This is a genomic window from Sulfitobacter sp. 1A12157, assembly GCF_043557345.1.
Classification (GTDB): domain Bacteria; phylum Pseudomonadota; class Alphaproteobacteria; order Rhodobacterales; family Rhodobacteraceae; genus Sulfitobacter.
Genome location: NZ_JBIFFV010000006.1, coordinates 216,281 through 241,294 on the forward strand (window position 1 = coordinate 216,281; position 25,014 = coordinate 241,294).

Below are 25,014 nucleotides of genomic sequence, written 5' to 3' on the forward strand. Positions count from 1 at the left end.
CATTGTCAGAGGCTGGCCGAAAAGCTGTGCAGGTCTTTGCGCTGGCCCAACAGCAAGAGCAGATCATCGCGCTGCAACTGACATTCGTCTCCATCCTGCCCGATGAATTCGCTCCCTCGCATCACGCCGATGCAGCGCAGATTATAGGTTTTCCCATGCGGCAGTTCGGTCAGACGCCTGCCCTCAAGGCTTTCGGGTATACGAAAGTTCACCACATGGTATCCGTTGCCGAGGCTGACATAGTCCCGCAAGAGCGGGTTGTGCAGGATCTGGGCGATATGCTGGCCAATCTCGACCTCGGGATGCACGATCCTGTCCACGCCGAGCTTTTTCAGTATTCGGTGATGGGTGCGGGTCGTGGCCTTGGCCCAGACGACCCGAACGCCCACGAGCTTAAGGTTCATCGCCGATAGAATGCTGGCCTCTAGGTCCGACCCCATGGCCACCACGGCGGTATCACAGTCCCCAAACCCGGCATCACGGAGCGCGGCATCATCGCGGGCGTCCACGATCATGGCCTGCGAAAGGGTATCGGCGAGGTTGGCAACGCGCGCCTCCGAGATGTCGATGCCGATGACATGGTTGCCGAAACGTTGCAATTCCTTCGCAACGGAGCTTCCGAAGTTGCCCAAACCAACGACACCAAAGGTGCGTCTTTTGATTTTCGTCACGTTACTGTCCATCCAATCTGACTGTCGCGGACCATTGCGGCAACGCAGAATGATGTCAATGAAAGGGGCATCCTGAGGTTTCGCAGGCCATTTGCCGCGCGTTTCCCTCTTTCGCGCACATTGGCTGTGTAAAACCGCATGATGAAGGGGGCATGTGGTTGATGTATCGAACCTCCAGCACAACCACGCGAGGGTTCAATGATACGAAATACTGCCGCCAGCTACGGGCGCGTCGCCCGGTTTTTTCACTGGAGCATTGCGCTTTTGGTCTTGCTCGACTTAGGGCTCGGGGTGATTGGGAAATATACGCCGCGTTCAGGTGACACCGTCGGGTTCCTTCAGCTGTTGTATTCCACCCACAAGACCATCGGGGTTACCGTTCTGGCGCTCGCCGTGCTGCGTGTGATCTGGGCCTTGACGCAACCGCGCCCCCTGCCCCTTCACCCCGAACGCCGCCTTGAAACCTTTGCCGCCGAGACAGCCCATTGGGTCTTATACGCGGCTATCTTCCTATTGCCCCTGTCCGGCTGGGTGATCCATTCGGCAGAAGTCGGCTTTGCGCCGATCTGGTGGCCCTTTGCCCAAGACCTGCCGTTCATTCCAAAATCAGAGCGTTTGGCGGAACTGGCGGCGAATGTTCACTGGATCGCGGGGATCGTATTGGCGGCCACCGTCGCGGCGCATATTGGCGGGGCCCTCAAACATGCTGTGATCGACCGGGACAGCACTTTGGCCCGCATGTGGAACGGCCGGGCCGCCGGGGATGCGAAGGCCGCCCACGCGGGCATGGCCGCCTCGACCCTTGCCGCGATGGGGGTTTGGGCGATTGCAATCGGCGGGGCACTTACCGTCTTTGCTCCCGCGCATGAGGGCGAGACGGCCGCAAGGCAGCCCGCGCAAAGCACAGCAGGTTGGGTGGTGCAGGAGGGTCGCCTGGCTATCTCGGTCACCCAGATGGGGGCCGAGGTGACGGGTGGTTTCGCAAATTGGGATGCCCGTATCGAATATGACCCCGACAGCGGCGCGGGAACTGTGAGGGCGGTCATCGACACCACTTCCCTCAAGCTGGGATCGGTGACGGAACAAGCGAAAGGCCCAGAGTTCTTTGATGTCGCAGCCCATGACAAGGCGGTGTTCGAAGGCGACATTCGGCGGGTCGGGGGATCGAACCACAGTGCCACAGGGGCGCTGACCTTGGTCGGGCAGACCGTGCCCGTGACCCTTGATTTCGACCTCGTTCTGGCAGACGGCAGGGCCACCGTGTCTGGCAGCACAGCTCTGGACCGCCGCGATTTCGGCATGGGGGCGGGCTATCCGGATGAAAGCACCGTCGGGTTCAGCGTGACAACCCTCATCGAACTTGTCGCAACCAAAGCGGAATAGGCCAGAGGATGCCTGAACGAAGAAGGGCCGCCCAAACGCTTGGGCGGCCCTTGAATTGCTGCGGCGAATGCCGGTTACTCGGCGGGAACCATGGCTTCGACCGAGATGTCGATGGCAACTTCATCGCCAACAAACGGAGCAAACTGGCCCATATCGAAGTCAGACCGCAACAGCGTGGTCGTGGCATCAAAGCCCGCCCAGGGCCGGTTCTCCATCGGGTGGTCGGCCATTTGGTTCAGCTTGGCGTCCAGCACCACAGATTTCGTGATCCCGTTCAGCGTCAGATCGCCGGTGATCAAACCGGTGTCCTCACCCGTCACTTCGATCTTTGTCGACTTGAAGGTCACCACTGGGTTCGCTTCGGCGCCGAAGAAATCCTCTGTCAGAAAATGCGCTTCGCGGGCGGGCCAGCCGGTAATGAGGCTTTCTGCGGGGAAGGAAACGGCAACACTTGAGGCCGCGGGGTCTTCTGCGTCCAGTTCAATGCTGCCCTCGAACCCGGAGAACATGCCTGTGGTGGTGGAAAAGCCCAGGTGATTGTAGCTAAAGACGATCTGGCTATGCGACGGGTCGAGCATATAGGTCACGGTTTCAGCCTGTGCCGCCGCCGCGAGCGTTGCAGCCACAGCCGTCGAGAGAAGGACGTTCTTCATATCGGTTTCATTCCCTGATTTAGGTGCATTCATTACGCCCCTTGGGATAAGCACCCTGCGGAATTGCAGCAACTCTCAACCGTCAACATCTCCTGTGCGTAATCGAACAGGCATGCGAGGGGGGGGGGAGCGCTCGTCTTCTGGCCAGAAAAAGCGAAAGACACATCGCGACAGCACAGGCCGCGCGGGCGATGATTGGTTTGTGGGGGCAGCATCGTGTTTGAGACCAAAAAGACCACCGGGCGAGAACCCGATGGTCTTTAGGTACATTCATAGCGGTCAAAACTTCAGGCGTAATGGGCTAGAATTGCTTTCAGTCACTGTCGTCCGACATCAGGATTGGGGTTTGGTCTGAATTTTCCACCAATGAAATCAATTACTTAACTCCGGCAGCGACATTTAGCATCGCAGCTTGCGACGTCAAATCCAGGGTCCGCGTCGCCGAAAAGACGCTCTGGATCTGGGGGTTCCGGCCCCCGGGCGAACCCTGAAACGAGAAAAGCCGCCCGATGGGGCGGCTTTTCGACGGGCGGCCGACCATGTCGGCCGGACGGGTTCACGTCTTGCGACGGCGTTTTACCTGGCGCTCCTCCTCGTACCGCTGCAGCGCGTTCATGGTGTCGATGAGCTTCCAGTTCACGGAGACGAACGGGTTCAGCTCTTCGTCGCAATCCATCCGCATCTCGTAGGCGTCCGCGAAATGCGCCATGTCGATTTCGGCACTCTCTTCTCCCAGGCACGCGCCGATCGCCTCGATGCTCATCTCGACCGCAACGCCGAACCGACCAGCGGAGGCGTGGATCAGGATCTTGATGAACTCGTCTTGCGACAGAATTCCGGAGCCTTCGAGGCCAGCGTCTTCGAACAGCTGCCTCAGGGCATCGCGCAGTACCTCGCCATCACTGGCAAACGTCATCGGCCGCATTTCCATGGGCTTCATCCGGCGCAAAAAGGTCTTGTCCCCGTTCAGAATATCCGTGGCTTCCGGGGTCGCGGTCATGATCAGGCAGACCGGCCAGTCCTTGGCCTGCATCAAGTTGCGGAAGACCTTCAGGAAAGGGTCGGTGCTGTCCTTCGTCTTGTAGCGCCCGCTGTCCTGGACCTCGTCGAGGTGGACGGCCGCGACCCCGCAGAGCTTCAGGTAGGTCGTGACCAGACTTGCCAGGTATTCTTCATCGCGACGCCCCCTGGCGGGATGGCCCAATGCCTTCAGGATGGCATTCAACGTCTCCTTGAGGGTCGAGCGCCCGGGGACGACGACGCTCAGGATCCGTGTGCCGTACTGCCAGTTGCCGACATGCTGCGTCAGCGCGTGGTGCTCCTTGATGATCTCCTCCACGATGCGCGACTTGCCGGCGCCGGCCGGACCGATAAGCATGGCTCCCTTCAACTCGCCCTTGCCCTTGCCCATGCGGGCTTCACGGGCGGCAAGGATATCGAAGACCCTTTTCTGAAAACGGCGGTAGGTTGCAGTCTGTTCAAAGTGTTCTTCAAGACGAACAAGCTGTGCAGCGAGGGCACTTGTCGCGGTAAACGCCTTAAAGGCTTCGGCACTAACACCAGGCATGGGCGCGGCCACCGTGGTTTCGTCATCGTCGTCGATAGGGTCATAAATCATGGCAAGTTTCTCTCGTTCGCGCTCATCACGGGATGGCGCAGGATTTCGGTATTGTGGCGGTTTGGCTGACCCGCCGGACGAGCGGGCCGATACGGATTTTGCCCCTGGCCTACGCCAGATGGCGCCTGTCACCGGGTCATTGGCGCGCGTCATCCCCGCATGGCAACGTTCGGAAAGGACGCCGTCACAGACCGGCGGCAGATTGGTGGCAAGCGGCCCAGTCTCTCTCTCGGTCGGGCCGACTCGTGTTCGTTGTGTCTGTGCATTGCAGCCATGGCGTCCTGATGATCACCGGGGCATAGCCCTCCATCCGGCGTACTGCGTCGTCGCAAAGGCAGTAGATCGCCTGGCGCAGCTGCCGTGGATGCCCTTCCGAGGCCTTACGACAGGCCGGAAAAGCACAGGGTTCATCTTGCATCATGCGACCACAAGGCGCGAGATTCGTCAAATACTAATTTAATTTCAGATACTTACGACGAAAACCGCGCAGACCTAACTTTTCGCAACTGTTCCTTCCCACCTTCCTTCCTGCAGGCATCGCCTGCGCTGCGGTTCCTCGTCGAGCTCAACTTCACACTCAAGGTTATGCCCCTCCGATCGAAATTTCAGGAATTTGGCACCATATTTTATATAGAAAACTCAACAGCCACCGACATGCGCCGTAAGTGTTGATTGTCACTGAGAACTGATGGGGTGGGGGTGCGGTCGAAAAGATGGACTGTCTTGGAGATAGTTCATGTACAGCTACGAAGAACGACTGCGCGCGGTTAAGCTTTATATCAAGCTCGGCAAGCGCGCTCAGGCCACCATCCGTGAGTTGGGGTATCCAACGAAGAACGCCCTGAAAGGGTGGTATCGAGAATACAAACGTCTGCAGGACTTGCCGATACGATCGGCGCCACGCCCGCCTAAATTCTCGCTGGCGCAAAAGGAGATGGCGTTAGAACATTATGCAACCCATGGCCGCTGTATCTCATGGACGCTGCGTGCTTTAGGCTATCCATGCCGAACCACAATGACGGCGTGGGTGCGCGAGGCCTTTCCTGACATGAAGCCGGCCTCCAACACAGCATATGGCCCCGGCAATCACTCTGACGCCGTGAAGCAGGCTGCTGTGGCGGGGCTATATAGCCGTCAAGAAAGTGCCCAGTCCCTGGCTGAAAAGTTCGGAGTTAGTCGGCCGACGCTCTATGCTTGGAAAAATCAGATCCTTGGCCCGGAGGCTCCTGCCATGATGGAACGCAATAAGAGTGCCCTTCCCCCAGAGCTTGACCTTGCTCGGCGCTGCAGCGCCCAACGTCGACAGGTCTCAAAAGAAAACGCCGCGGCACCTAGTGCCGCGGCGAATGTGATCACTTCCTTTTGGACTTCCGGTTGCGTGAGGCGGACCGGAGCCTGTCCATGTCGGTCTTGGCCTCGTTGTCGACCGTATCCGGTTCGGCGAAATCCTCGTCATCCTCCGGCTCAGCAGTCCGATACCCGCCTTCGGTCAGCGGATCCACGTATTCGTCCCGGCCAACAAACGGCTTCTCGAACTGGCCGTGACCATACTCGGCCTCCTTCTTCGCGCGGTCGATTTCCGCCTTGGTGTAGCCAAACATCCCGATGTCCGACGCCAACATGATGGATTGCGAGAGCGATTTGCAGAGCGCGCGGGCTTCCCGACGCGCTTCGTCCTGCTCGAGGTTTTCCGCGTCGCGCTTCATGCGCTCAATCTGGCGCTCGGCCTGCCATTCGCGCAGCGATTTGCCGTAGACGCCCTCGGTGATGGCGTTGACGGTGATCAAGTCGCCATTCGCCAGCACAGAGATCGCGCCCACGTCGTGGGGATCAACCATGATCTCGATGCGCTCGCCCGGAGCCGCGATGCGATCGACCATACGCGCCATCCGCTGCTGCCGAATGAACTGGTTGGAATAGACAATGCCGGCGTACTTGATGCCCTCCTCGCTGACGGTCGCGGTGGAGTGGAACCCGCATGCCTCACGGAACTGCGACGGGGACGGCATCTGCGAAGGATCATACTCGGAATTATCAGATAGCTCTTGCCATACAGCCGCCGGGGTGCGTCCTTTGAGACCGCGATGTGGCGTCTTGTGGTATTCGGCGATGAATAGCAAAAATAGCGTCTGGAACTCGTCCCAACAAATGCAGGCCTCGGAGAGATATTTGCGATCGTTCCGGGCTTGCGGGTTCTCCGCAGTATACCCCGGCAGAAACCGCACCCATTTCAGGTCACAGGTCCAGAAGAACCGCTCCATGGCCCCGCGGAGCTTGGAAACGCCCGCAGCGCCGTTCATTTGGGTAGACCCGAGCAGACGTACCGCACTCGAGAACAGGGCTCCGCCGAACGGATCCTTACCGTATTCGGAGCCGTTGTCGTTGCTCGCCTCACGCATGTAACAGATCATGTTGTAATCGGACCCCTTGATGCCAGCGTTCCGGAACAGATGAGTCTTGTCCCGATAAATCATCCGCAAGCATTCCAGGGAGGCCTCCTGGTTCGGCGTCAGGGAGAACGAAACACCAACGATTGCTCGCGTCGCCAAGTCTTCAGCCGCGGTGATCCACGGACTGACCAACTTGACCGCCTTGCGTCGCTCCTCGGTCATCATGTTGTATTCGTCCCGGGTGCAGTTGCGCACTTTCATATGCGCCTGCCAAGCATCGAACGTGACGACTTCGCCGATGTAGGTTGCTTTGCGGCCTGGTTCGACAGAGCCGAATTTCCTCAGGGCTGCTGCCAGGCTCTCGCGCTGCATAGTCACTTCGAACGGATCCAGATACTTGTCGATCCAGCGCTCATACTGGCGCTGGGACAGGATCTTCATCTTGGGCTTGCCAATGGACTCTCGATAGACATTTTCCGACTTCATGTCCCCGATCAGATCGTCGATGACTTCGCTCTTCGAAATCCCGTCTGCCGAGGCGTAGCGCCCCAGACGCTCCATGACGAAGCAGAAGTCTTCGCTGACCTGGAGATCGAGATCGATCGGGTCCGATTTCACAGGCAGGAATGCTCTCGGGTTTCCCTTCGCGCGACGGTACTTCAAGAACTTCTCCAGCAAATTGCTGTTTGAGGGCAGCCGCTTCAGAAGCTGTGCCGCGTTGGCCTTTTGCGTGCCGTATTTCTTGCGCGCTTGATACGTTTCATAGTCCCGCACCATTTCGTCACGATACTGCGCAACCCCTTCCTTGGTCAGCGTCATGCCCAAGGCATAATAGCGTTCCATCAGGCGGCACTGCTGCATGGCCAGATCGATCCGCTCGCGCTGCGCAGAAGAGGAGCCGTTGACTTCACGGGAGCCGTAGAGATCGCGGTCGCGGACCCGTGCGGGCGTGTAATACCCCCGCTCGACGTCCATGATTTCCGCTTCCTTCAGATGGCGGATTTCGGCGGGAGTGAACAGGCGAATGTCGACGGTACCACTCTCCGGCGCGGGGATAGACAGACGGTAATGCGTGATGTCCTTCGAGTGCTTGTCGATCACGACTTCGATGTTAGAGACTTCGCAACCCTCGAAGGTCACGCGATCATTCGAGTTCAGGTTCTGAAAGTAGCTCATGCTGCTGCACTCCAAAGCTGGGTGTCGGGGGAAAAGGGGTCGAGGAGGTGTTTGCCGATGTCGCCGTCGCCGACGAGGCGGATGACGGCGCGCCGGCCACGATGGCCGAGGCCGGAAGCATCGACGATTTCCTGAAGGGTGAACCGCTCACCGAGATGTTCAGAGAGTTCGAGCATGTGATCGTCGGCATCAGGGTCCCAGCCGCCGCGCGCCTGGTGGATCGCGTGCGCGCAGTCTCTGTACGTCGGGTAAAACAGGTAGCGCGACGTTACCGTGAACCGATCCGCCACCTCGTAGGGCGTCTGCGCAGCGACATTTGCGATTTCAGCCAAGTATGACTGGCGACGCGCTTTTTCGTCGTATTTGACCGACACCAAGACCTCTTCGCCGCTGCGAAGCAAAACATGGGCATCAACACGCGTGAAGGTGTCGCGCCCCGACAAATCGACGAAAGGCACAGTCGTCCGCTGCTCCATGAAATTCACGACCTCAGGGTGACCGGCGATATTGAGGAACACCTGCGATTCTTCAAAGGAGGCGCACCAGAACTCCTGGCGGACTGCGCGGCGATGCAGGCGCGTGACGAAAGCCACACGGCAAGTGCTGCCGGACTTCCAGATCCTCTTCGGCTCTCCGCTCTTCATCTCTGCCCTGCTCAGGCGGGTCGGGCTCAGCTTGTTCGGATCATCGGGATCCGCAAGCGTCGGGGGTGCAATGTTGGCCGACCAGAGGTGCGGCAGGTGGGCATGCGGATGGTTGACCGCGATTTCCATGACGGTCTGCATGGGATGGCTTTCCTATTCACGCCGAACCAAGCGGCGCGTTTGCTGAAACGGTTCGCCCGGTCGGGCGACAGTTGGGGGGGTGCAGGACACGAGGCCGTTGCGCGATCCGCGCACGGAGGCTTTTCGCTACCGGAATTTTCCAGCGGCGGGCTTGTCCGGGAAAGTCAACTCGACTACCTTATCGATGTCTTACGTCGATCAGCAGTGCTGCTGTCTTTCCTTGCAGGCGGAGTGATGACCGCCTCTGTTCTATGGTTCACGGTTCGGGCAGCATTTCTGACCCCTCTCTACTTTCGCATTCGGAGCATCTCGCGAGATGCTTCCTCCAGAACTGTTTTGCGCTGTTGTCGCCGTTTCGGCGGTCTGCTTGTTCTGCTCGATGCGTATGGGCGTGAGATCGTCTCCCACCCGGATGGAAAGGCCCTCGGTGAACGCGACATCGCAACCAGACGCGACTCGCGGTTCGATCACCATTAGAGCACAGACCACGGCATTAAGCAATTTTTCTAATATATATCAGCACCTTGCGAAAATCCGGACTTCCGCCAATTTCGACATGCTCTCCTTCACTATCCGGGCTCGCGCCCCCGCCTGATCTTGTGCCAGCGTTGCCTCTGACATTTTCCAAGTAGGGGTAAAGAATCGCGGCGGATACGTCTGGACGGCGGAACTTTGTATAGAAAACCCAGCAGCCCCGCGCGAAGCGCTTGCCCCGCAGACCTTGCTTCGAAGCTTGTGCCCGACATGTCATGCAGCGCTGACGGCATTCGAAAGGGCGATCGGATTTCAGCCGGAAAACCGGGGGGTTACCTCGACATCTGCGCAGATGCACCGAACCAAAAGACCACTACCGCCCGGCCCAAGATCGCTCTCCAGGATCTTCCGAGCACGATGTGCAGTCGGGTAGGCCACACCAAGAGTATCAGCGAACGCATGCAGACCGTAGTTGTGGCTTCCATGCTTCGCGCGCCACCGGATATATTCCTCCGCAGCCTCGAACCAGAGCTGAGGCGACAGCTTGCTCGAGCGTAAGATTGACCCGGTCAGGACCGTGAATTGATACCTGCACTTTCTGCAGTGGTACGCTTTTCGCATCTCCATGAACCCGATGTCGGAGCTTTCGCATCTGAGGCACCTGCCTCCATCCGGCCAACGCACCGCTGCCAATCGCTCACGACAGAGAGCATCCGTGCCCCACAAGGAGGCGACGCCCTCCTCAGGAAGCCGATCAGCCAGCGCCTTCCAATGGGCGGCATCTTCTGGATTCTGTCTGGTCCGCGGCTTGGTCATTGCGCCCTGTAGCGCAGCGGGGTCGCAGGCTTCAATGATAACGTGCCGGAGCGAAACGACGTAAGGGCGAAATCTGGGATTTCACTTTCCCACCTCGCAGAGACTGGCACCGAACAGTGGCCTACGTCCAAGCTGGGTCTCACCAGATATTTGCCGTAGACGAGACGGTCCAACGCTCGTGGACTTTCGTGGAAGCGAAACCTCAACTGTCGATGCCAGGCGAGGGAGCACACGGCGAGAATAACCTTGGCTGCAGTGACGCCTCAACACATGGTCTTTGCAAGCGGCCTCTATCTCAGGTGGGTACGGATTGTTCAGAAGACACAGGTATTTGCCAAACCACTAGATGGTGGCACAGCCAACATATGGGGGTGCGGACGAAAAGTTGGACTATCTTGGAGATAGTTCATGTACAGCTACGAAGAACGACTGCGCGCGGTTAAGCTTTATATCAAGCTCGGCAAGCGCGCTCAGGCCACCATCCGTGAGTTGGGGTATCCAACGAAGAACGCCCTTAAAGGGTGGTATCGAGAATACCAACGTCTGCAGGACTTGCCGATACGATCGGCGCCACGCCCGCCTAAATTCTCGCTGGCGCAAAAGGAGATGGCGTTAGAACATTATGCAACCCATGGCCGCTGTATCTCATGGACGCTGCGTGCTTTAGGCTATCCATGCCGAACCACAATGACGGCGTGGGTGCGCGAGGCCTTTCCTGACATGAAGCCGGCCTCCAACACGGCATATGGCCCTGGCAACCACTCTGACGCCGTGAAGCAGGCTGCTGTGGCGGGGCTATATAGCCGTCAAGAAAGTGCCCAGTCCCTGGCTGAAAAGTTCGGAGTTAGTCGGCCGACGCTCTATGCTTGGAAAACACAGATCCTTGGCCCGGAGGCTCCTGCCATGATGAAACGCAAGAAGAGCGCCCTTCCCCCAGAGCTTGAGGAGTTGGAGCGTCAGCGTGAAACCCTGCAGCGTGACATTCGCGAGCTCCAGATTGAGCATGATCTGCTCAAGACTGCGAGTGAAATGATAAAAAAAGAACTCGGCGGCGATCTGCAGAGCCTGAGCAATCGGGAAAAAACCATGCTGATCGTCGCCCTAAAAAAACGGTATAAGACACCAGCGCTGTTGGCTCGGCTGGGTCTCGCGCGCAGCTCGTACTTTTACCACCGCGCTCGCATGAAACAGGGAGATAAGTATCTTCCCATTCGACAGGCCATGAAGGAGGCTTTCGAAAGCAACCATCGCTGTTACGGCTACCGTCGCCTCAAAGCATATATGACGCGGGACTCCACCTCGATCTCCGAAAAAGTGGTGCGGCGCCTGATGAAGCAGGAAGCTTTGATCGTCCCTAAGCCGAAGCGCCGACGTTACAGCTCATATCTGGGTGAGATTAGTCCTGCGCCGGAGAATATCATCAACCGAAAATTCCAGGCGGCAGCGCCAAACGAGAAGTGGCTGACCGATATCACCGAGTTCCACATCCGAGCGGGAAAAGTCTATCTTTCCCCAATCATCGATTGCTTCGACGGCCTCGTCTTAAGTTGGACCATAGGGACCAGACCGGATGCCGATCTCGTAAACTCAATGCTTGATGCAGCGGTAGAGACCATCGCTGACAGCGAAGTGCGGCCCATCGTCCACAGCGATCGCGGAGGCCACTATCGCTGGCCTGGCTGGCTGGAACGTATCGATGCAGCAAAGCTCGTTCGTTCGATGTCACGAAAGGCGAGTTCGCAGGACAATGCCGCATGTGAAGGCTTCTTCGGACGCCTGAAGACTGAGTTCTTCTATCCTCGCGATTGGCGAGCCTTCACCGTGGCCCAGTTTATTGACGAGGTTGACGCCTACATCCGTTGGTATAACGAAACACGCATCAAGATGTCCCTTGGTGGCAGAAGCCCAATTGAGTACCGTAAAAGCCTCGGCCTTATGCCTTAAAAACAGTCCAAGTTTTTGTCCGCACCCCCTATTGATCAATTTCGGCCCAAAGCCGACATTCAGACCCGGTTTCGATGCCGCACTGCGGCTTCCCGAGACCGGCCATTCACTCATCATGCAGCATTCTCGTTTGGTAGAAGTCAGCAGTGCGGACTTTCCTTCCGTTCGGCTCGAGTGCTCGATTTGCGCTGCAAATGCGAAAGTCGTCAGGAACGGAGGGTGGAAAGCGGTCGTTCTTTTTCCGTGCAAAGAAACATCAAGATACCCTGGGAGAGTTGCAACCCAGCCTTGGAACTCGGAAAGAGTGACGGCAAAGTGCCTCGACACTCTTGGACCAATTTAGCGAACAACCCTCAGCCGCCCAATTCGAATTGGTTCGGCATCATGTTCAGGAAACGGAAGACTACGAACGGCGGCAAGGCCACGCACTTCGCCGCGCCATGTTGTCGGAACGCCAGCGCACTGAACGAAATCAAATATCTATCTTCTTGCCGCCAGTTCGACAGGATCGCGGCGGCGGCCAATAAAGCAGTTGTGGGGGGCGCTGGCACCCCCCATTTGGATCGCTCGTTCAAGATAGCACCGCTCTTCAGGACGCCGGAGTGGCCACAGGCTTGGATATGACCACCCGTTCGTTCAGCATCGACACCGCGGCACCTGCGACCAGGGCCCAGAAGGGCGCACTGATGCTGAGGAACGACACGTTCGACATCGCTACGATCAGCGCGACAAAGGCACCGATCTGGTGGCCCGCCTTGCGGTCGAAGGCGGACTGGAACGCGCTGAGAAGGACGGTAATCATCGCCAGCCCCGCCACGGCCCCGATCAGCGGTCCGGGCAGCGCCATGATCAACGGCACCGCGACCCCGGCGAAGACCCCGAAGGCCGCGAACAGCACGCCGTTCAGGACCGTGGCCGCATAGCGCCCCTCGGGGTTCTCGCCGGCCTGATCGGACGAACAGATCGCCGTCATGGGCCCTGCAATATTGGCGTTATGGCCGCCGATCAGTCCCGCCAGCATGCCGCCGATGCCCGAGATAACGGTCATCGCGTTGATCGGCGGGCGGTAACCCTCGGCGTAGAGGACCCCGATAGCTTGAGCATTCTCGGCGCCGATGACCAGCACGGCCAACGGCACGGCAATGGCCAGGAAGGCGTCGACGGTGAACACGGGCGTGGTAAACTCCGGTGCGACAAAGCTGATCGCCGCCTCGCCGCCCTGAAAGCCTCCCGTCAGGGTCACGGCCACGAGGCCGACGACAAGTGCAGTCAACACTGGCGGCACTGCGCGCAGGAACCGCATCGACAGAAAGAAGGCGATGGTCGCGGCCCCGACCACGATGGGCAGCTTTTCGATCGAGGTGACCGCTCCAATACCGAAACGGATGAGTGCGCCTGCGATCATCGCCATCACGATGGGCATCGGCAGCCAGCGCATCACCTTGCCGATGAGCCCGGTGATGCCGAGAACGAACACCATAGCGCCCGCCATCAGAAACGCTCCGACCGCCTGTTCGAAGGGAAACGTGCCAAGCGCGCCCGCGACCAGCGCTGCGCCCGGGATCGAATAGGCCCCGGTTACCGGCAGCTTGTAGTAAAGCGCCATGATCAGGCTGATTAGCCCGCCAAGGCCATAGATCGCCAACAGCCAGGCTACTGTCTGTCCCTCGGTCAGCCCGCCATTATTGGCCGCCCCGATCACGATCAGCGCCGGGCCCGAGCATCCGAAGATTGCCGCGACCAGTCCCGCGCTCGCTGTCTTGATGCCCAGCGCCTCGCGTAGGCCCGATAGGCCAGCGCGGAAGCCCGGACCCCTCTCGATCCAGTTCGATTGTCCTGTCTGTTCCACTTTTGTCTCCTCCCTTTAATGTGGTTGCTTGGCCGTTTCAGCGGCCGGTGAACACGGGCTTGCGCTTGGCGTGAAAGGCCTCGACGCCCTCGCGGAAATCCTCAGATTGGCGCAGGCGACTGTAGTTCAGCCCCTCCATCTCGATCGCGGTGCTGAGAAGCGCATCGTCGGTGTCGTTCAGCAGCTTCTTCGCGGTGCGCTGCGCCATCGGTGAAAATTCGCGCAGCTCGGTGACCAGGTCGGTCACCGCCTGTTCGAGATCGCCGTCGGGCACGCATTCGGTGGCGATACCCCAATCGAGTGCTTGTTGACCCGGGATGCGCTTGGATCGCATGACGATGTCCTTGGTGCGGGTGACGCCGACGATTTTCTGCAGCCGGGCAGAACCGCCCGAGCCGGGGATCTGACCCAGCTTCTGTTCGGGCAGCGCGTAGCGACAGGTCTCGGACACGATTCGGAAATCGCAGGCCAGCGACAGCTCGAAGCCGACGCCGAACGTGTAGCCACGATTGGCCGCGATCACCGGCTTGGTGCAGCGCGCAGGCGCGGCAATGTTCCAAGCCAGATGCGAGACGTGCTCGGGGCTTGCCTCAAGGAAGCCTTTGATATTGCCACCCGACGAGAAATGCTCGCCTTCGCCCGAGATCACGATGATGCGCACGCGATCATCGGCATCGAGAGCCTCGAAGACAAGGCGCAGCTGATCGCGTGCGCCCATCGAGATGACGTTGTAGGGCGGTCGCGCGAGGATGATGTTGGCGCGTTCATTGCTCGCATCGAGCTGCACGTGAAAGCCGTCGAGCTCAGCGAGGCGCGGATCGGTGAAGGTAAGGGTTTCGGTCATGTGAGCGTCTTTCATGTCAGTTTCTTTCCTTGGATTCATGCGGGTGTGGTCTCGGTCGGCTCGGCCTCGTATTCGCCTGCGACGAGCAGACGGCGGAGGAGCTTTCCGACCGGGGATTTCGGGATTTCGCGAACGAAAACGTAGCGGCGCGGACGGCGGAAATTGGACAGGTCCGAGTTGCGACAATGGGCGTCGAGATCGCCTTCGGTAACATCGCCGGCGCGCTTGACGAAGGCGGCCACGACCTTGCCCCAGCGCGCATCCGGCAGGCCGACCACCGCAACTTCGGCCACAGCGGGGTGCAGCGAGAGGCAGCTTTCCACCTCGACGGGTGAGACGTTCTCGCCTCCAGTGATGATCATGTCGTCGGCGCGGCCCGTGACGAATAGATCACCGTCGTCGTCGAAATGGCCGCAGTCGCCGGTGAAATACCAGCCGTCGCGGATCGCCTTGCGGTCCGCCTCGGGGCGGTTCCAGTAACCCTCGAAGGCCTCGTCGCCTTGCATGCAGGCAACGATTTCACCTTCCTCTCCCGGCGCGCAGGTCTCGCTGACATCTTCTGCGCCGAGCGGCACCACGCGCAAACGCTGGTTGATCGCCGCGCGGCCTGCCGATCCGGGCTTGGCCACGGCGTCCTGGCAGATGGAGAAGGTGTAGATCTCGGACGAGCCGTAGTGGTTCACGAAGAGATCGGGCTGAAAGACCTTCGCCAGTTTCTGCAACAGGCCATCGGTCATCGACGCGCCTGCAAAGCCCAGCTTGCGCACGCTTGCAACACGGTCCGGCGTGAATGCGGTGTGGTGGACAATGTCGTGATAGAGCGTCGGCACCAGATAGAGGTTGGTGACCCGATGCGTCTCGATGGCGTTCAGCGCGCCCGGCACGTCAAAGCGCGGCAGACAGATGAAGGCACCGCCGATCACGCTGGCCGACAGAAGCGACCGGATGCCCATGGTGTGATAAAGCGGCATGACGCCCAGCGTCCGCTCGCCGTGATGATACATGTTCTGAGCTACATGGGCGATGGCGGCGGCGCGCTCGGCACGGTGGCGACGCGGCACGCCCTTTGGCTTCGAGGTCGTGCCGGAGGTATAGAGCATGACCGACAGATCCTCGGGCCCAGCTTGTGGCACGGCGTCGGGCGCGTGCCCCGCCAGCAGCGCCGCGAGGCCCTGATCGCCGCCCAGCGGTATGACTGTCAGGCCGTGCGCCAGCACCGATCCGGCTACTGCATCGGACGCGGCATCATCATGCACCAGCACGCGGGTCGCGCTGTCGCGCAGAGCGTGGTCCAGCTCATCGGCGGTGACGCGCCAGTTCACGGGCGTTATGACGATCCCGGCAAGTTGGCAGGCCCAATGCAGCGACGCATTCTCCCACCGGTTCTGCATTGCCGTTACGAGTGTATCGCCCTTGCGCAGGCCGATCTGGCCAAGCCCGTCCACCAACGCGCTGATCCGGCGATACCAGTCGGCATAAGTGATTGTCTGGTCCCCTTCGGCAATGGCCATCGCGTCGGGGTCGCGTTCCACGGACGCGAGAAAGCTGGTTCCGAGGTCAAGCATCGATTGGTCCTCCCTTGATGCGGTTGCGGGCGGCCAGCGCCGCCTGAACGATGGGCGCGTAACCCGTGCAGCGGCACAGATGCCCCGAGAGCGCCTCGCGGATCGCGTCTTCATCCGCGTCCGGTTGGCGCGAAAACAGCGCGTCGAGCGTCATCAGGATGCCCGCGGTGCAGAAGCCACATTGCAGCGCAAAATGTTCGCGAAAGGCTTCTTGCAGGGAGCTCAGCGCATCTTCAGTCGCAAGCCCCTCCACTGTGCGGAGCTCACAGCCCTCGGCCTGCTGAGCGAGCATCAAACAGGCGCGCGCGGGCTCCCCGTCGATTTGGACCGTGCACGCACCGCAGACGCCGTGCTCGCAGCCCACATGGGTGCCGGTCGCGCCGATCTCTTGGCGGAGGACATCCGTCAGCAATGTGCGTGGCGACACACGCGCCGAAACGGAACGTCCGTTCAGAGTGAAGCGCACCGGGTGCGTCTCGTCTTGGGTTAGTCGCGGCATGACAGTGCCTCCTTCAAGGTTGCGCGGCCGAGCTGCCGGACCAGATCGCGACGGTAGCGGGCGGTCGCATGCAGGTCGTCGCGGGCCTGCAAATGCCAGGCGAACTCATTCAACCGGTCATCGAGTCCTTGCGCCTCTGCGGTCAGATCGAGCGTGCGGGGCGTGTCAGCGACGCCGCCCACGCTCAGCGTGGCGGTGCCATCGGGTCGGGCGATGGCGGCGCAGGCGACGATGGCGAAATCACCATGGCGGCGGGCCACTTCGCGGAAGGCATATCCGGTGCCTGTCTGGCGGCCCGGGAAAGTGACCGAGGCGATCATCTCGCCGGGGGTTAGGTCGGTGGACATCATGCCCTGGAAGAAATCGCGCGCTGCGACGGCACGCGTCTTGCGGCGGCGGCGCAGGGTCACGGTGCCGCCGAGGGCAATTAGGCAAAGCGGCAGCTCAGCGCTGGGATCGGCATGGGCGACAGAACCGCAAACCGTGCCGCGATTGCGCAGTTGCGTGTGTCCGACCCATGGCAGCGCGGCGCGCACCAGCGGCAAGCGGTCCGCCAGATCCGGCCAGCGTTCAAGCGTGCTCTGGCGCACGGCGGCCCCGATGGTGACGTTATCGCCCTTGGCCTCGATCCGAGACAGTGCCGGGATGCGAGTGATGTCAACGAGTGTGGCGGGGCGCGCGAGGCGCATGTTCAGCATCGGCATCAGCGACTGGCCGCCCGCGATGACCCGTGCCTCGGTGCCACCTTGATGCAGTGCTTCCAGCGCTTCGCCCATCTCCGTGGCGGCGACATAGTCGAATGGGGCGGGCTTCATGACCGGCTTCCTTTCGTGATGCGGTGGAAAAGGCCCATGAGCCGCGCCAAAGGCCCGCCGCGCGCGCCGCCGCCGCAATGGCGGGCCAGCGCGCGGAAGAACTCGCCGATCACGACCTTGGCTGCGCCGTCCAGAAGCCGCCCGCCGACCGAGGCGACCTTGCCGCCGATCTCGGCCTCGTAGCGGTAGGCGATCTCGGTGCCGTCGTCGGTGTCGGTCAGTGTGATGCGGCCGTGTCCGCCACCGGTGCCAAGCGCGCCAACAGCTTGGCCCGACAGCGTCACGGCGTTGGGCGGGTCGAGGTCCGACAATTCAATATCGGCCTTGTAGCGGCCCCGGACTGGCCCGACGCCCAGCGTCACATCCGCCTTGAAGCGTGTCTCGCCGACCTTCTGCACGCCGTGCGAGCCGGGAATAATTGCATCGAGCGTCGCGGGATCGAGCAGCATCTGCCAGACATCGGTGCGGCTGGCCTGCACCAAGGCGCGGCCTTCGCCCGTGAGCTTGCGCCCACCCACCGTGGCCTCGGCCTTCGTCTCGGGCACCGGGTCTTTCGGGGCGGGCTCATCGCCGAAGATATGCGGCGCGAGCTTGGCCGCGGTCACCGGGAGGACGATGTCTGGTGCATCGCCTTCGGGGGCCAGCGCGTCGGCCACGGCATTGGCGATGCAGACGGGTGTTGACATACAGTTGCCTTCGCCCACACCCTTGGCACCGAGCGGTGTGAAGGGCGACGGCGTCTCGTGATGCAGGATGACCGGTTCGGGCACCTCAATCACCGTGGGCAAGAGATAATCGGCCAGCGTGCCGGACTGGAATGAACCGTCCGGACCGTAGGCATATTCCTCAAGGAACGCCGCGCCCACCGCCTGGGCAAAGCCCCCGCGCACCTGTCCTTCCACCATCGCGGGATGCAGGATGCGCCCGCAATCGTGCATGGTCACATATCGGTCGATCTTGGGTTCGGCTGTCTCGGGGTCGATTTCGACCCCACAGAAATCGAAGATGAACCCGTGACAGAGCGAAGAATTGATCCTGTCCTCGGCTGTCGGAGCCTCCAGTTCGGGTGGGCTCCAATAGACCGTCTCGCGCAGGGTTTGATCCACGCCGTCCGGCACGGTGCCCGGCGACCAGTGCGCCGTGGCGGCGACCCGCGCGAAGGACAGGCCGTTGTCAGGATTGTCCCTGGCGCGTATGCGGCCCGCCTCGAAGGACACGTCCTTGAGCGCAATGTTCAGCTGCGTGGCCGCGACCTTGGCCAGCTTGTCGCGCAGCCGCGTTGCAGCGATCTCGGTCGCACCAGCGACCGCCGGGGCAAAGCGCGAGGCGTAGTTGCCCGAGGCGATGGACCAGGCATCGCGCATCGTGTCCACATCAGCCAGAACCCGCACCGCCTCCATCGGCAGGCCGAACTTGTCGGCCACGACCTGCGCCAGCACGGTCCGGTGGCCTTGACCCTGCGGGACCGAGGCGACCTTGACCGTAACCGAGCCGAGCGGGTCGATTGCGATGGTTGCGGTTGCCTGCGCGCCGTTCTTGGGCCCTGCCTTGGCACGCTCTTCAGGGGTCAGGACGGTGGTGATGTAGCCCATATTCGATACTGAAGGCTCAACAACGCAGGCAAAGCCGATGCCATAGCGTCGGCCTTCGGCGCGGGCCCTGTCGCGGCGGGCGTAAAGCTCGGCAAGACCGCCTTCGGCGACCGCGCGGTCCAGCGCCGCGGCGTAATTGCCCGAGTCGTAAAGCGCACCGCTTGCCGTGCGGTAGGGAAACGCCCCGGCAGGGATGAGGTTGCGGCGGATGACCTCCAGCCGGTCCAGCCCAAGCTGCCGCGCGATGGCATCCATCAGTCGCTCCAGTGCGAAATAAATCTGCGGGCCGCCAAAGCCGCGGTTAAGGCCCGTTGGCGTCTTGTTCGTCAGCACGACACGATTGCGGATCGCCAGATTCTGGATGTCGTAGGCACCGGTCATGTTGCCGTGCATCCGGTAGAGAGTGGCGGGCTCCGGCGCGCGCAGATGGGCACCGCAATCCTCGATCTGATCCCAGTCGAGTGCGGTGATCCGACCATCCGCCTCAACCGCCGCTTCAATCCGGGTTTGCCGATTGGTCGCAGAAACGCTGGCCGACAGATGCTCCAGCCGGTCCTCGATCCACTTGACCGGCGCGCCCGCGATGCGCGCGGCGATGCCCGCGAGGATCATGTAGGGAAAGACGCCCTGCTTGATCCCGAAAGAGCCACCGGAATCGGGCGGTGTGCGCAGCCGCAGCCGGTTGCCCGGCACGTTCAGTGACCGGGCAACCACCGCGTGGATCGAGAAAGGACCCTGAAAGTTCGCTGTGACGTCATAGGCATCCTCGCCCGGCTCGTAGTTGGCGATCACGCCGTAGGTTTCGATGGGGGTGCAGGCGCTGCGCGGATAGGTGACGTCGACGCCGATGCGGTGCGGGGCGGCCTCGAACGCCGCTTCGGGATCGCCGTAGCGGAAGCGCCTTTCGTTAATGAGGTTTCCGCCGAGGCTGGGATGAAGCACCGGCGCATCGTCCGAGAGCGCCGCGACGGGATCGACCACTGAGCCGAGCGGGCCATAGTCAACCGCGACCAGATCTGCGGCATCCTCAGCCAGGTAGCGGTCGGTTGCCACGACCATGACCAGCGGTTCGCCGACATAGCGCACGCGATCCACCGCCATCGGCCAGCATTCGACATCGGCCTTCACGCCCACGGTCATCGACCGGGTGCGCGCGGCGACGTCCTGTCCGGTGATGACGGCGACGACGCCGGGCGCGCGGGCCGCCTCGGCGGTGTCGATCGACCGGATGTCGGCGTGTGCGTGCGGCGACCGCACGAAGGCCAAAGCCAGCGTTCCGGGTGCCACCGGCAGATCATCGATGTAACGCCCGTGCCCCGACAGGAGTGCCGGATCCTCGACGCGTGCGACCGAGCGGCCGACGAGTGGCTCTGTAACGGTATCTTTCATGTCTCCTCCCGGCTTGGCATGGGCAAGCCCTTGGGAAGTGACGTTAGGCGCGCATCCGCAGGCCCCGCGATCCCGCCAGGTCTCGGACCTTACCGAGGAGTCTCAAAAACCGGGGTCAGCCGCTGTCGCGAAGCGCCGAGACATCGCGGAAGGTGCTCGGCGAGGAGCCAGCATGGTCATGGAAGAAGCGCGAGAAATGCGCCGGCACTGAGAAGCCCAAATCGGCAGAGATGTCGGTGAAGCTGCGGGTGTCGTTGGCGACTGCCTGCACCGCGCGCTCGACCCGCTGGGTGTTCAGATAGACACGCGGAGAAATGCCGGTCTCGGCCTCAAACAACCGGAAGAAATGCGCGCGGGACACGCCGCTTTCGCGTGCCAACCACTCCATCGAAGGGATGCGAGCCGGGTCCGCTCGCATCAAGGCCTGGGCCCGCGCGATCCGCCGGTCGGGCGCCCGCATTGCTGTGGCCCGCGCCCGAAGCGACGGCTGCACCTCGCGCCAAAGCGCCAGCCGCTCGATGATCGAAACCATCAGCCGCCCGATCAGCCGCTCATGTGTTGCGGCGTCGCCTGGGTCCTGCACCATCGCCTCGGCGGTCTCGCCGACCTGACGGCGGATCTGCGGGGTGATGGCGCCGCCCGGATGGGGGAAAAAACCCGGTCCCGCACTCGCTTCCCAATTGTCGCGAAACGCACGTAGCCAGATCGGTTCAATGTAAAGCGCGAGGATGATCGTCGGCGGCTGGCCTGCGCGGTGCACGTAGCTGTGGTGCTCCCAAGCGTTGATGAGCACGGCGCTTTCGTCGGTCAGCGCCACGCGCCGACCGCCAACGTCAAACTCGGTATCGGCACCCTCGACCTTCAGCAGCACGTGGCATTGTGCATGGGCATGCTTGACAAGGGGCCGGTCCATATCAAGCAGAGCGACCCGCCCGAACGTCCCGATAGCGATCCTCAGAGCAGACGACATCAGGAATCGTTACCAATTTTCGCGAACCTGTCAATCTCGCTCGCCTGCAGGTCTCGTGACGGTCAAGCGTTTCAGAACATCGCCGACGGCACTTGATCAGGCTGTAACTGAACGCGTTTCGCGGTTGGCGGATACGACGCCTGATCAATGTGGTCGCAATCTGGTCGGCTTAATATATCTATTTCGTTGGTGCGGAAATCGCTCCACTTAGCGCGAATGCACTTCACTATGCGCAAAACCCCTTCGGCGACACAGAAGCAATTTCCTTTTAGTCGCATGGGGCGTCATCATCTCGATGTGGTCCGCATCAAGATCCGCGACCTTCAGGCAATCGAGTCCGTTCTCGCACAGACCATCGCACATTGCACCGGGTCCGACACCCCTGATTGCCCGCTGCTCGACGTGCTTAACGACGGGTTGGCCAAGCCATAATGGGTAGCAAGGGCGCCCGAATAACTGCCGTTCAGGCAAGGCGCAGCGAAAGTCCGCTATCCGCCCTGCTTACCGATTAGCTTCGCGGAAGCGACGGGAACCGAGCATATGCGGCGAACGGCAGGAACGTCCGCGTAGGAGATCTTGGCCTGTAACTTGGGCAGCATTTAGGCAGGCTACCGCAGCGAACGGCTGGAACGAGCCCATAGTGACGAATGCTGCACGATGGGCGAATGTCGGTTACCGACCTCACTACGCCGGCGTGCGCGTCATCTCACGGATCAGATCATTTGTCTCTGGTCTCGTCGTTTGGTGCCGATATCGAAGAGCCACAACAGTTCTTGATATTTCAAGGCCATCGATGGGTTTCGACACCAGGCCAATGTCCGAAGGAATAGCGGTGGCTGGCAGGATCACCGCACCTAACCCTTGCCGAGCAAGCTCAACCAGCCAATCCACGCGATTTGACCGATAGGCCGCGTAGAGTTCGTGACCCTGATCCGCGCAGGTCCCAAACAAAGCATCCCGCATTTCGCAATTTAGTCGGTCAAGCATGTCAGTTTTCGCAAGAGTCGACAGGGAAATCGTATTTAGTTCAGACAACGGGTGCGACTTTGACACCACGACCTTGTAGTCCTCTTCATAGAGACGGTCTATGCGATATAGGTCTTCACCGACCTTCTCTGCGCTGACGACAACGTCAAACTCACCATCCCGTAATCCGGCAAGAAGCTCGGAGGATGACGCAACGATCAATTCGATTTCGGCTTGCGGCAATCGCGTACGAGTACGCTCCATAGCTGCCGAAATCCTGTGGTGGCCAATCGTTTCACCGACACCGACAGAGATTGGAACCCGCTCCAAGCGCATATGACGGATCGCTTCTGCCTTAGCCAGTCGCGTCTCATCGTGAACCTTCCGCAACCTTGGCTGCATGAGTTTTCCGAGGGTGGTAAGCCTGCATCCCGCACGGTCCCTGACAAACAGGTCGCCTCCAAGCTCGTCTTCAAGTTTCTTGATCGCAGTCGTCAAGGAAGGTTGGGAGACATTGGCGGCACTGGCTGCGTGGGTAAAGTTTCGGTGCTCGCAGACAGCGAGAAAATACCTGATCTGGTTCATTTCCATCGCCGCATTCTCCGTCACATCCCGGTTCAGGCCATCAAACCAACTACGATAGCCCATGTCTATCAAAGAATAGAATTTCGGAATTGGAGTCCGACGCATCCGGCATGGGACAAGAGTGCATCGAAACCAACCACGATGCACTTCAAACTAGGAGACGACCATGAAGACGCAAGTCCTTCAGACATTCGCTGCAGTGGCTCTGATCACAACTTCTGCAACTGCACAGGACAACCCAATGGAAAATCATACTGCCAGTTACATCGCCATGCCCGCCGCCGAAGGCCAGACTGGAGCCTTCGCGGAGTTTCTGGCTGGTGCCGCACCTATCGTGCGAGAAACAGAGCCGGGCACCGTACTTTGGTTTGCTCTGCAAGCCGACGATACGCTCGCAATCTTTGACATCTTCGCAGATGGAGAAGCACGCGACGCTCATTTCTCTGGAGCGGTTGCTGCGGCTTTGAACCAAAACGCGGACGCGCTGGTCGACGGAGGATGGGACGACGGTGTTGTCGCGAATATCAACAACTCCGATGTCCTGTCGGTAAAGGCGCCGGTTGATCTCTACACGGCAACGACCGCAACTTACATCAAGCTCGAAGCTACTCCAGGTAAAGGCCCCGAATTGGCAGCCTTGCTGACCGCCGCCGGCCCCATCGTCGCAGATACCGAACCCAAGACATTGTTCTGGGCGGCGCTGCAGATTGACGAGAACAACTTTGCCATCTTCGACATCTTTGCCGACAACTCTGGCCGCGAAGCGCACTTTGCCGGACAAGTAGCCGGACTCCTGAATGAAAAGGCTCCAGAATTGGTCTCTGGCGGATGGGACGATGGTGTGTTGGCAAACGTCCACAATTTCGACATCCTCGCTACTAAGTAGTCTCGAGGTGAATTGAGAAAGAAGTGCCCGGTGCAACCCATCGGGCGCTTTGCTGTTTGAATTTAGATTCACCCCATAGCGGCCGTTCGAGCAAGCGCAGCGAACTGGCGCTCTGTCCCGCCAAGCAGGCCTCAGTGCTCGATGCAGCTGATGGCAGGGACGAGCCCGTTTTGCAGTTCACTGCGCGAAAGGCCGCAGTGCATCTTGGTTCACTTCACGGCGTCAGTCTCAGACCGTTTCGCCCGCATGTCCGCAAGAATTTGAACGCGCGGTTCATGCCGCTTGCGATACAGAAACCGTGCCCAGAGCGCGAAGGCCCATGACATCCAGCCCGCGTCGATTTCAATGACGTCGCGCAGCCTGGACCCTGACTGCTGCGGTTCCACGGTCAGAGTGTGATGCCACGATTTGACGCCTGCGCCCTTTTCAGAAGACCGCAAAATCATTGCTTCGTCGTCGCACTCCAGGACTTCCATGAAATACGGTTGAGGCGGTAACTTCCCGAACAGCGACACCTGCACGGTAATTCTCTGGCCTTGGTATACGCGACCGCTCGGCAACCCTTCGAAGCTGACAACCCCATCCATGATTTCCCTGAGTGCATCGAGGTCAGTTGCCAGCGCCCAGACCTCCTTCGCCGGTGAGGCGTATTCGTGTTCGAGGATGACGGTCTTCACAGTCGCTCCTGTGGTTCAAAAAGCTATCCCTGGTTGATTGACCTAAACCGGACATCTGCGCAACCGCAGCGAAGGTCAGCAAAGCCCCGCATTGCGGTCATTGACCATACCAAAATGCTGCACTCCGCCGACAACGTCCGCTTTGGGGAAGCTGCATTGCGGCACTGCGACCGTCGGTCAATGTCTCCTTTGGGCCGTCTGTGGCGACGGCCCAGCGGTTTAGATTTCGATAGCTTCGGCGATCACCAGCGCATCTTCAAGCTCGACGCCGAGGTACCTGACAGTGCTGTCCATCTTGGTGTGACCCAACAGCAGTTGGACCGCCCTTAGGTTGCCTGTTTTCTTGTAAATCTGCGTGACTTTCGTTCGCCGCATCGAGTGCGTGCCATCGGCGCTTGCCTCCAGACCAATGGATGTCACCCAGTCACGCACAATGCGCGCGTACTGGCGGGTAGAGATGTGAAGCC

At 60.5% G+C, this 25,014-nt stretch carries 21 protein-coding genes and 1 pseudogene; 5 read left to right on the top strand and 17 right to left on the bottom strand.

Going from position 1 to position 25,014, the window contains the following annotated elements; translation table 11 throughout:
• Window positions 1–5 precede the first annotated feature (5 nt).
• A complete protein-coding gene (locus ACGYLC_RS12465) occupies window positions 6–719 on the bottom strand; it encodes a potassium channel family protein (protein ID WP_394399747.1) in 714 nt (237 codons plus the stop codon).
• Window positions 720–869: 150 nt separating this feature from the next.
• On the opposite strand from ACGYLC_RS12465, the gene ACGYLC_RS12470 reads away from it, so the two are divergent.
• Window positions 870–2,054: a cytochrome b/b6 domain-containing protein gene (locus ACGYLC_RS12470; RefSeq protein WP_394423182.1), complete on the top strand. Its 1,185-nt coding sequence runs from the start codon at window positions 870–872 to the stop codon at window positions 2,052–2,054.
• A gap of 74 nt (window positions 2,055–2,128) precedes the next feature.
• Here the strand turns inward: ACGYLC_RS12470 and ACGYLC_RS12475 are convergent, their stop codons facing one another.
• Window positions 2,129–2,707: a YceI family protein gene (locus tag ACGYLC_RS12475; protein WP_394423183.1), complete on the bottom strand. Its 579-nt coding sequence runs from the start codon at window positions 2,705–2,707 to the stop codon at window positions 2,129–2,131.
• Between the two features lie 556 nt (window positions 2,708–3,263).
• Complete coding sequence (locus ACGYLC_RS12480) at window positions 3,264–4,325, bottom strand: ATP-binding protein (protein WP_394423184.1); 1,062 nt, start codon at window positions 4,323–4,325, stop codon at window positions 3,264–3,266.
• 1,048 nt (window positions 4,326–5,373) lie between these two features.
• On the opposite strand from ACGYLC_RS12480, the pseudogene ACGYLC_RS12485 reads away from it, so the two are divergent.
• A pseudogene (locus ACGYLC_RS12485) lies at window positions 5,374–5,529 on the top strand (transposase); the annotation flags it as partial.
• Window positions 5,530–5,677: 148 nt separating this feature from the next.
• Here ACGYLC_RS12485 and ACGYLC_RS12490 read toward each other — a convergent pair.
• From ACGYLC_RS12490 to ACGYLC_RS12500, 3 genes are all read right to left on the bottom strand, one after another.
• On the bottom strand, window positions 5,678–7,891 hold the full coding sequence (locus tag ACGYLC_RS12490; RefSeq protein ID WP_394423185.1) for a hypothetical protein: 2,214 nt from the start codon (window positions 7,889–7,891) through the stop codon (window positions 5,678–5,680).
• The gene (locus tag ACGYLC_RS12495) at window positions 7,888–8,676 is read right to left on the bottom strand and encodes a hypothetical protein (RefSeq protein ID WP_394423186.1); all 789 of its coding nucleotides are present in this window, start codon (window positions 8,674–8,676) and stop codon (window positions 7,888–7,890) included. The genes ACGYLC_RS12490 and ACGYLC_RS12495 overlap by 4 nt, the downstream gene beginning before the upstream one ends.
• 786 nt (window positions 8,677–9,462) lie before the next feature.
• Entirely contained in the window at window positions 9,463–9,966 is a 504-nt protein-coding gene (locus ACGYLC_RS12500; protein WP_394423187.1) for a transposase, read from the bottom strand.
• Window positions 9,967–10,374: 408 nt separating this feature from the next.
• Between ACGYLC_RS12500 and ACGYLC_RS12505 the strand changes: the two genes are divergently transcribed.
• Window positions 10,375–11,910 (top strand): IS3 family transposase, encoded by a 1,536-nt coding sequence (locus tag ACGYLC_RS12505; protein ID WP_394423188.1) that lies wholly within the window; start codon window positions 10,375–10,377, stop codon window positions 11,908–11,910.
• A 353-nt stretch (window positions 11,911–12,263) separates the two neighbouring features.
• On the opposite strand, the gene ACGYLC_RS12510 is transcribed toward ACGYLC_RS12505, so the two are convergent.
• The 8 genes from ACGYLC_RS12510 to ACGYLC_RS12545 form a co-directional block, all read right to left on the bottom strand.
• Window positions 12,264–12,485: a hypothetical protein gene (locus ACGYLC_RS12510; RefSeq protein WP_394423189.1), complete on the bottom strand. Its 222-nt coding sequence runs from the start codon at window positions 12,483–12,485 to the stop codon at window positions 12,264–12,266.
• A gap of 14 nt (window positions 12,486–12,499) precedes the next feature.
• On the bottom strand, window positions 12,500–13,759 hold the full coding sequence (locus ACGYLC_RS12515; RefSeq protein WP_394423190.1) for a benzoate/H(+) symporter BenE family transporter: 1,260 nt from the start codon (window positions 13,757–13,759) through the stop codon (window positions 12,500–12,502).
• A 37-nt stretch (window positions 13,760–13,796) separates the two neighbouring features.
• Window positions 13,797–14,603, bottom strand: coding sequence for an enoyl-CoA hydratase/isomerase family protein (locus ACGYLC_RS12520; protein ID WP_394423191.1), 807 nt, complete (start codon window positions 14,601–14,603; stop codon window positions 13,797–13,799).
• Between the two features lie 35 nt (window positions 14,604–14,638).
• Window positions 14,639–16,168: an AMP-binding protein gene (locus ACGYLC_RS12525; RefSeq protein ID WP_394423192.1), complete on the bottom strand. Its 1,530-nt coding sequence runs from the start codon at window positions 16,166–16,168 to the stop codon at window positions 14,639–14,641.
• Window positions 16,161–16,667, bottom strand: a complete 507-nt coding sequence (locus ACGYLC_RS12530; RefSeq protein WP_394423193.1) for a (2Fe-2S)-binding protein — start codon at window positions 16,665–16,667, stop codon at window positions 16,161–16,163. Before ACGYLC_RS12530 ends, ACGYLC_RS12525 begins: the two co-directional genes overlap by 8 nt.
• A complete protein-coding gene (locus tag ACGYLC_RS12535) occupies window positions 16,655–17,482 on the bottom strand; it encodes an FAD binding domain-containing protein (protein ID WP_394423194.1) in 828 nt (275 codons plus the stop codon). The genes ACGYLC_RS12530 and ACGYLC_RS12535 overlap by 13 nt, the downstream gene beginning before the upstream one ends.
• Window positions 17,479–20,463 carry a molybdopterin cofactor-binding domain-containing protein gene (locus ACGYLC_RS12540; RefSeq protein WP_394423195.1) on the bottom strand — a complete coding sequence of 995 codons (2,985 nt, stop codon included), beginning with the start codon at window positions 20,461–20,463 and terminating at the stop codon, window positions 17,479–17,481. Before ACGYLC_RS12540 ends, ACGYLC_RS12535 begins: the two co-directional genes overlap by 4 nt.
• A 115-nt stretch (window positions 20,464–20,578) precedes the next feature.
• The gene (locus ACGYLC_RS12545; protein ID WP_276155416.1) at window positions 20,579–21,433 is read right to left on the bottom strand and encodes an AraC family transcriptional regulator; all 855 of its coding nucleotides are present in this window, start codon (window positions 21,431–21,433) and stop codon (window positions 20,579–20,581) included.
• Between the two features lie 228 nt (window positions 21,434–21,661).
• Here ACGYLC_RS12545 and ACGYLC_RS12550 point away from each other — a divergent pair, with 228 nt between their 5' ends.
• A complete protein-coding gene (locus ACGYLC_RS12550) occupies window positions 21,662–21,865 on the top strand; it encodes a hypothetical protein (RefSeq protein ID WP_394423196.1) in 204 nt (67 codons plus the stop codon).
• A 252-nt stretch (window positions 21,866–22,117) separates the two neighbouring features.
• On the opposite strand, the gene ACGYLC_RS12555 is transcribed toward ACGYLC_RS12550, so the two are convergent.
• Window positions 22,118–23,047 carry a LysR family transcriptional regulator gene (locus ACGYLC_RS12555; protein WP_348312001.1) on the bottom strand — a complete coding sequence of 310 codons (930 nt, stop codon included), beginning with the start codon at window positions 23,045–23,047 and terminating at the stop codon, window positions 22,118–22,120.
• Window positions 23,048–23,150: 103 nt separating this feature from the next.
• On the opposite strand from ACGYLC_RS12555, the gene ACGYLC_RS12560 reads away from it, so the two are divergent.
• Complete coding sequence (locus ACGYLC_RS12560; RefSeq protein WP_317939036.1) at window positions 23,151–23,870, top strand: putative quinol monooxygenase; 720 nt, start codon at window positions 23,151–23,153, stop codon at window positions 23,868–23,870.
• A 209-nt stretch (window positions 23,871–24,079) separates the two neighbouring features.
• On the opposite strand, the gene ACGYLC_RS12565 is transcribed toward ACGYLC_RS12560, so the two are convergent.
• The gene (locus ACGYLC_RS12565) at window positions 24,080–24,547 is read right to left on the bottom strand and encodes an SRPBCC family protein (RefSeq protein WP_174859271.1); all 468 of its coding nucleotides are present in this window, start codon (window positions 24,545–24,547) and stop codon (window positions 24,080–24,082) included.
• Window positions 24,548–24,766: 219 nt separating this feature from the next.
• Window positions 24,767–25,014 (bottom strand): tyrosine-type recombinase/integrase (locus ACGYLC_RS12570; protein ID WP_394423197.1); only part of this gene is annotated, 248 nt, incomplete at its 5' end.

Bases quoted from the DNA above. Each gene is read 5' to 3' on its own strand.
- ACGYLC_RS12470 (WP_394423182.1), top strand. From the start codon at position 870: ATGATACGAAATACTGCCGCCAGCTACGGGCGCGTCGCCCGGTTTTTT.
- ACGYLC_RS12475 (WP_394423183.1), bottom strand. From the start codon at position 2,707: ATGAAGAACGTCCTTCTCTCGACGGCTGTGGCTGCAACGCTCGCGGCG.
- ACGYLC_RS12480 (WP_394423184.1), bottom strand. From the start codon at position 4,325: ATGATTTATGACCCTATCGACGACGATGACGAAACCACGGTGGCCGCG.
- ACGYLC_RS12490 (WP_394423185.1), bottom strand. From the start codon at position 7,891: ATGAGCTACTTTCAGAACCTGAACTCGAATGATCGCGTGACCTTCGAG.
- ACGYLC_RS12495 (WP_394423186.1), bottom strand. From the start codon at position 8,676: ATGCAGACCGTCATGGAAATCGCGGTCAACCATCCGCATGCCCACCTG.
- ACGYLC_RS12500 (WP_394423187.1), bottom strand. From the start codon at position 9,966: ATGACCAAGCCGCGGACCAGACAGAATCCAGAAGATGCCGCCCATTGG.
- ACGYLC_RS12505 (WP_394423188.1), top strand. From the start codon at position 10,375: ATGTACAGCTACGAAGAACGACTGCGCGCGGTTAAGCTTTATATCAAG.
- ACGYLC_RS12520 (WP_394423191.1), bottom strand. From the start codon at position 14,603: ATGACCGAAACCCTTACCTTCACCGATCCGCGCCTCGCTGAGCTCGAC.
- ACGYLC_RS12525 (WP_394423192.1), bottom strand. From the start codon at position 16,168: ATGCTTGACCTCGGAACCAGCTTTCTCGCGTCCGTGGAACGCGACCCC.
- ACGYLC_RS12530 (WP_394423193.1), bottom strand. From the start codon at position 16,667: ATGCCGCGACTAACCCAAGACGAGACGCACCCGGTGCGCTTCACTCTG.
- ACGYLC_RS12535 (WP_394423194.1), bottom strand. From the start codon at position 17,482: ATGAAGCCCGCCCCATTCGACTATGTCGCCGCCACGGAGATGGGCGAA.
- ACGYLC_RS12540 (WP_394423195.1), bottom strand. From the start codon at position 20,463: ATGAAAGATACCGTTACAGAGCCACTCGTCGGCCGCTCGGTCGCACGC.
- ACGYLC_RS12545 (WP_276155416.1), bottom strand. From the start codon at position 21,433: ATGTCGTCTGCTCTGAGGATCGCTATCGGGACGTTCGGGCGGGTCGCT.
- ACGYLC_RS12550 (WP_394423196.1), top strand. From the start codon at position 21,662: ATGCGCAAAACCCCTTCGGCGACACAGAAGCAATTTCCTTTTAGTCGC.
- ACGYLC_RS12555 (WP_348312001.1), bottom strand. From the start codon at position 23,047: ATGGGCTATCGTAGTTGGTTTGATGGCCTGAACCGGGATGTGACGGAG.
- ACGYLC_RS12560 (WP_317939036.1), top strand. From the start codon at position 23,151: ATGAAGACGCAAGTCCTTCAGACATTCGCTGCAGTGGCTCTGATCACA.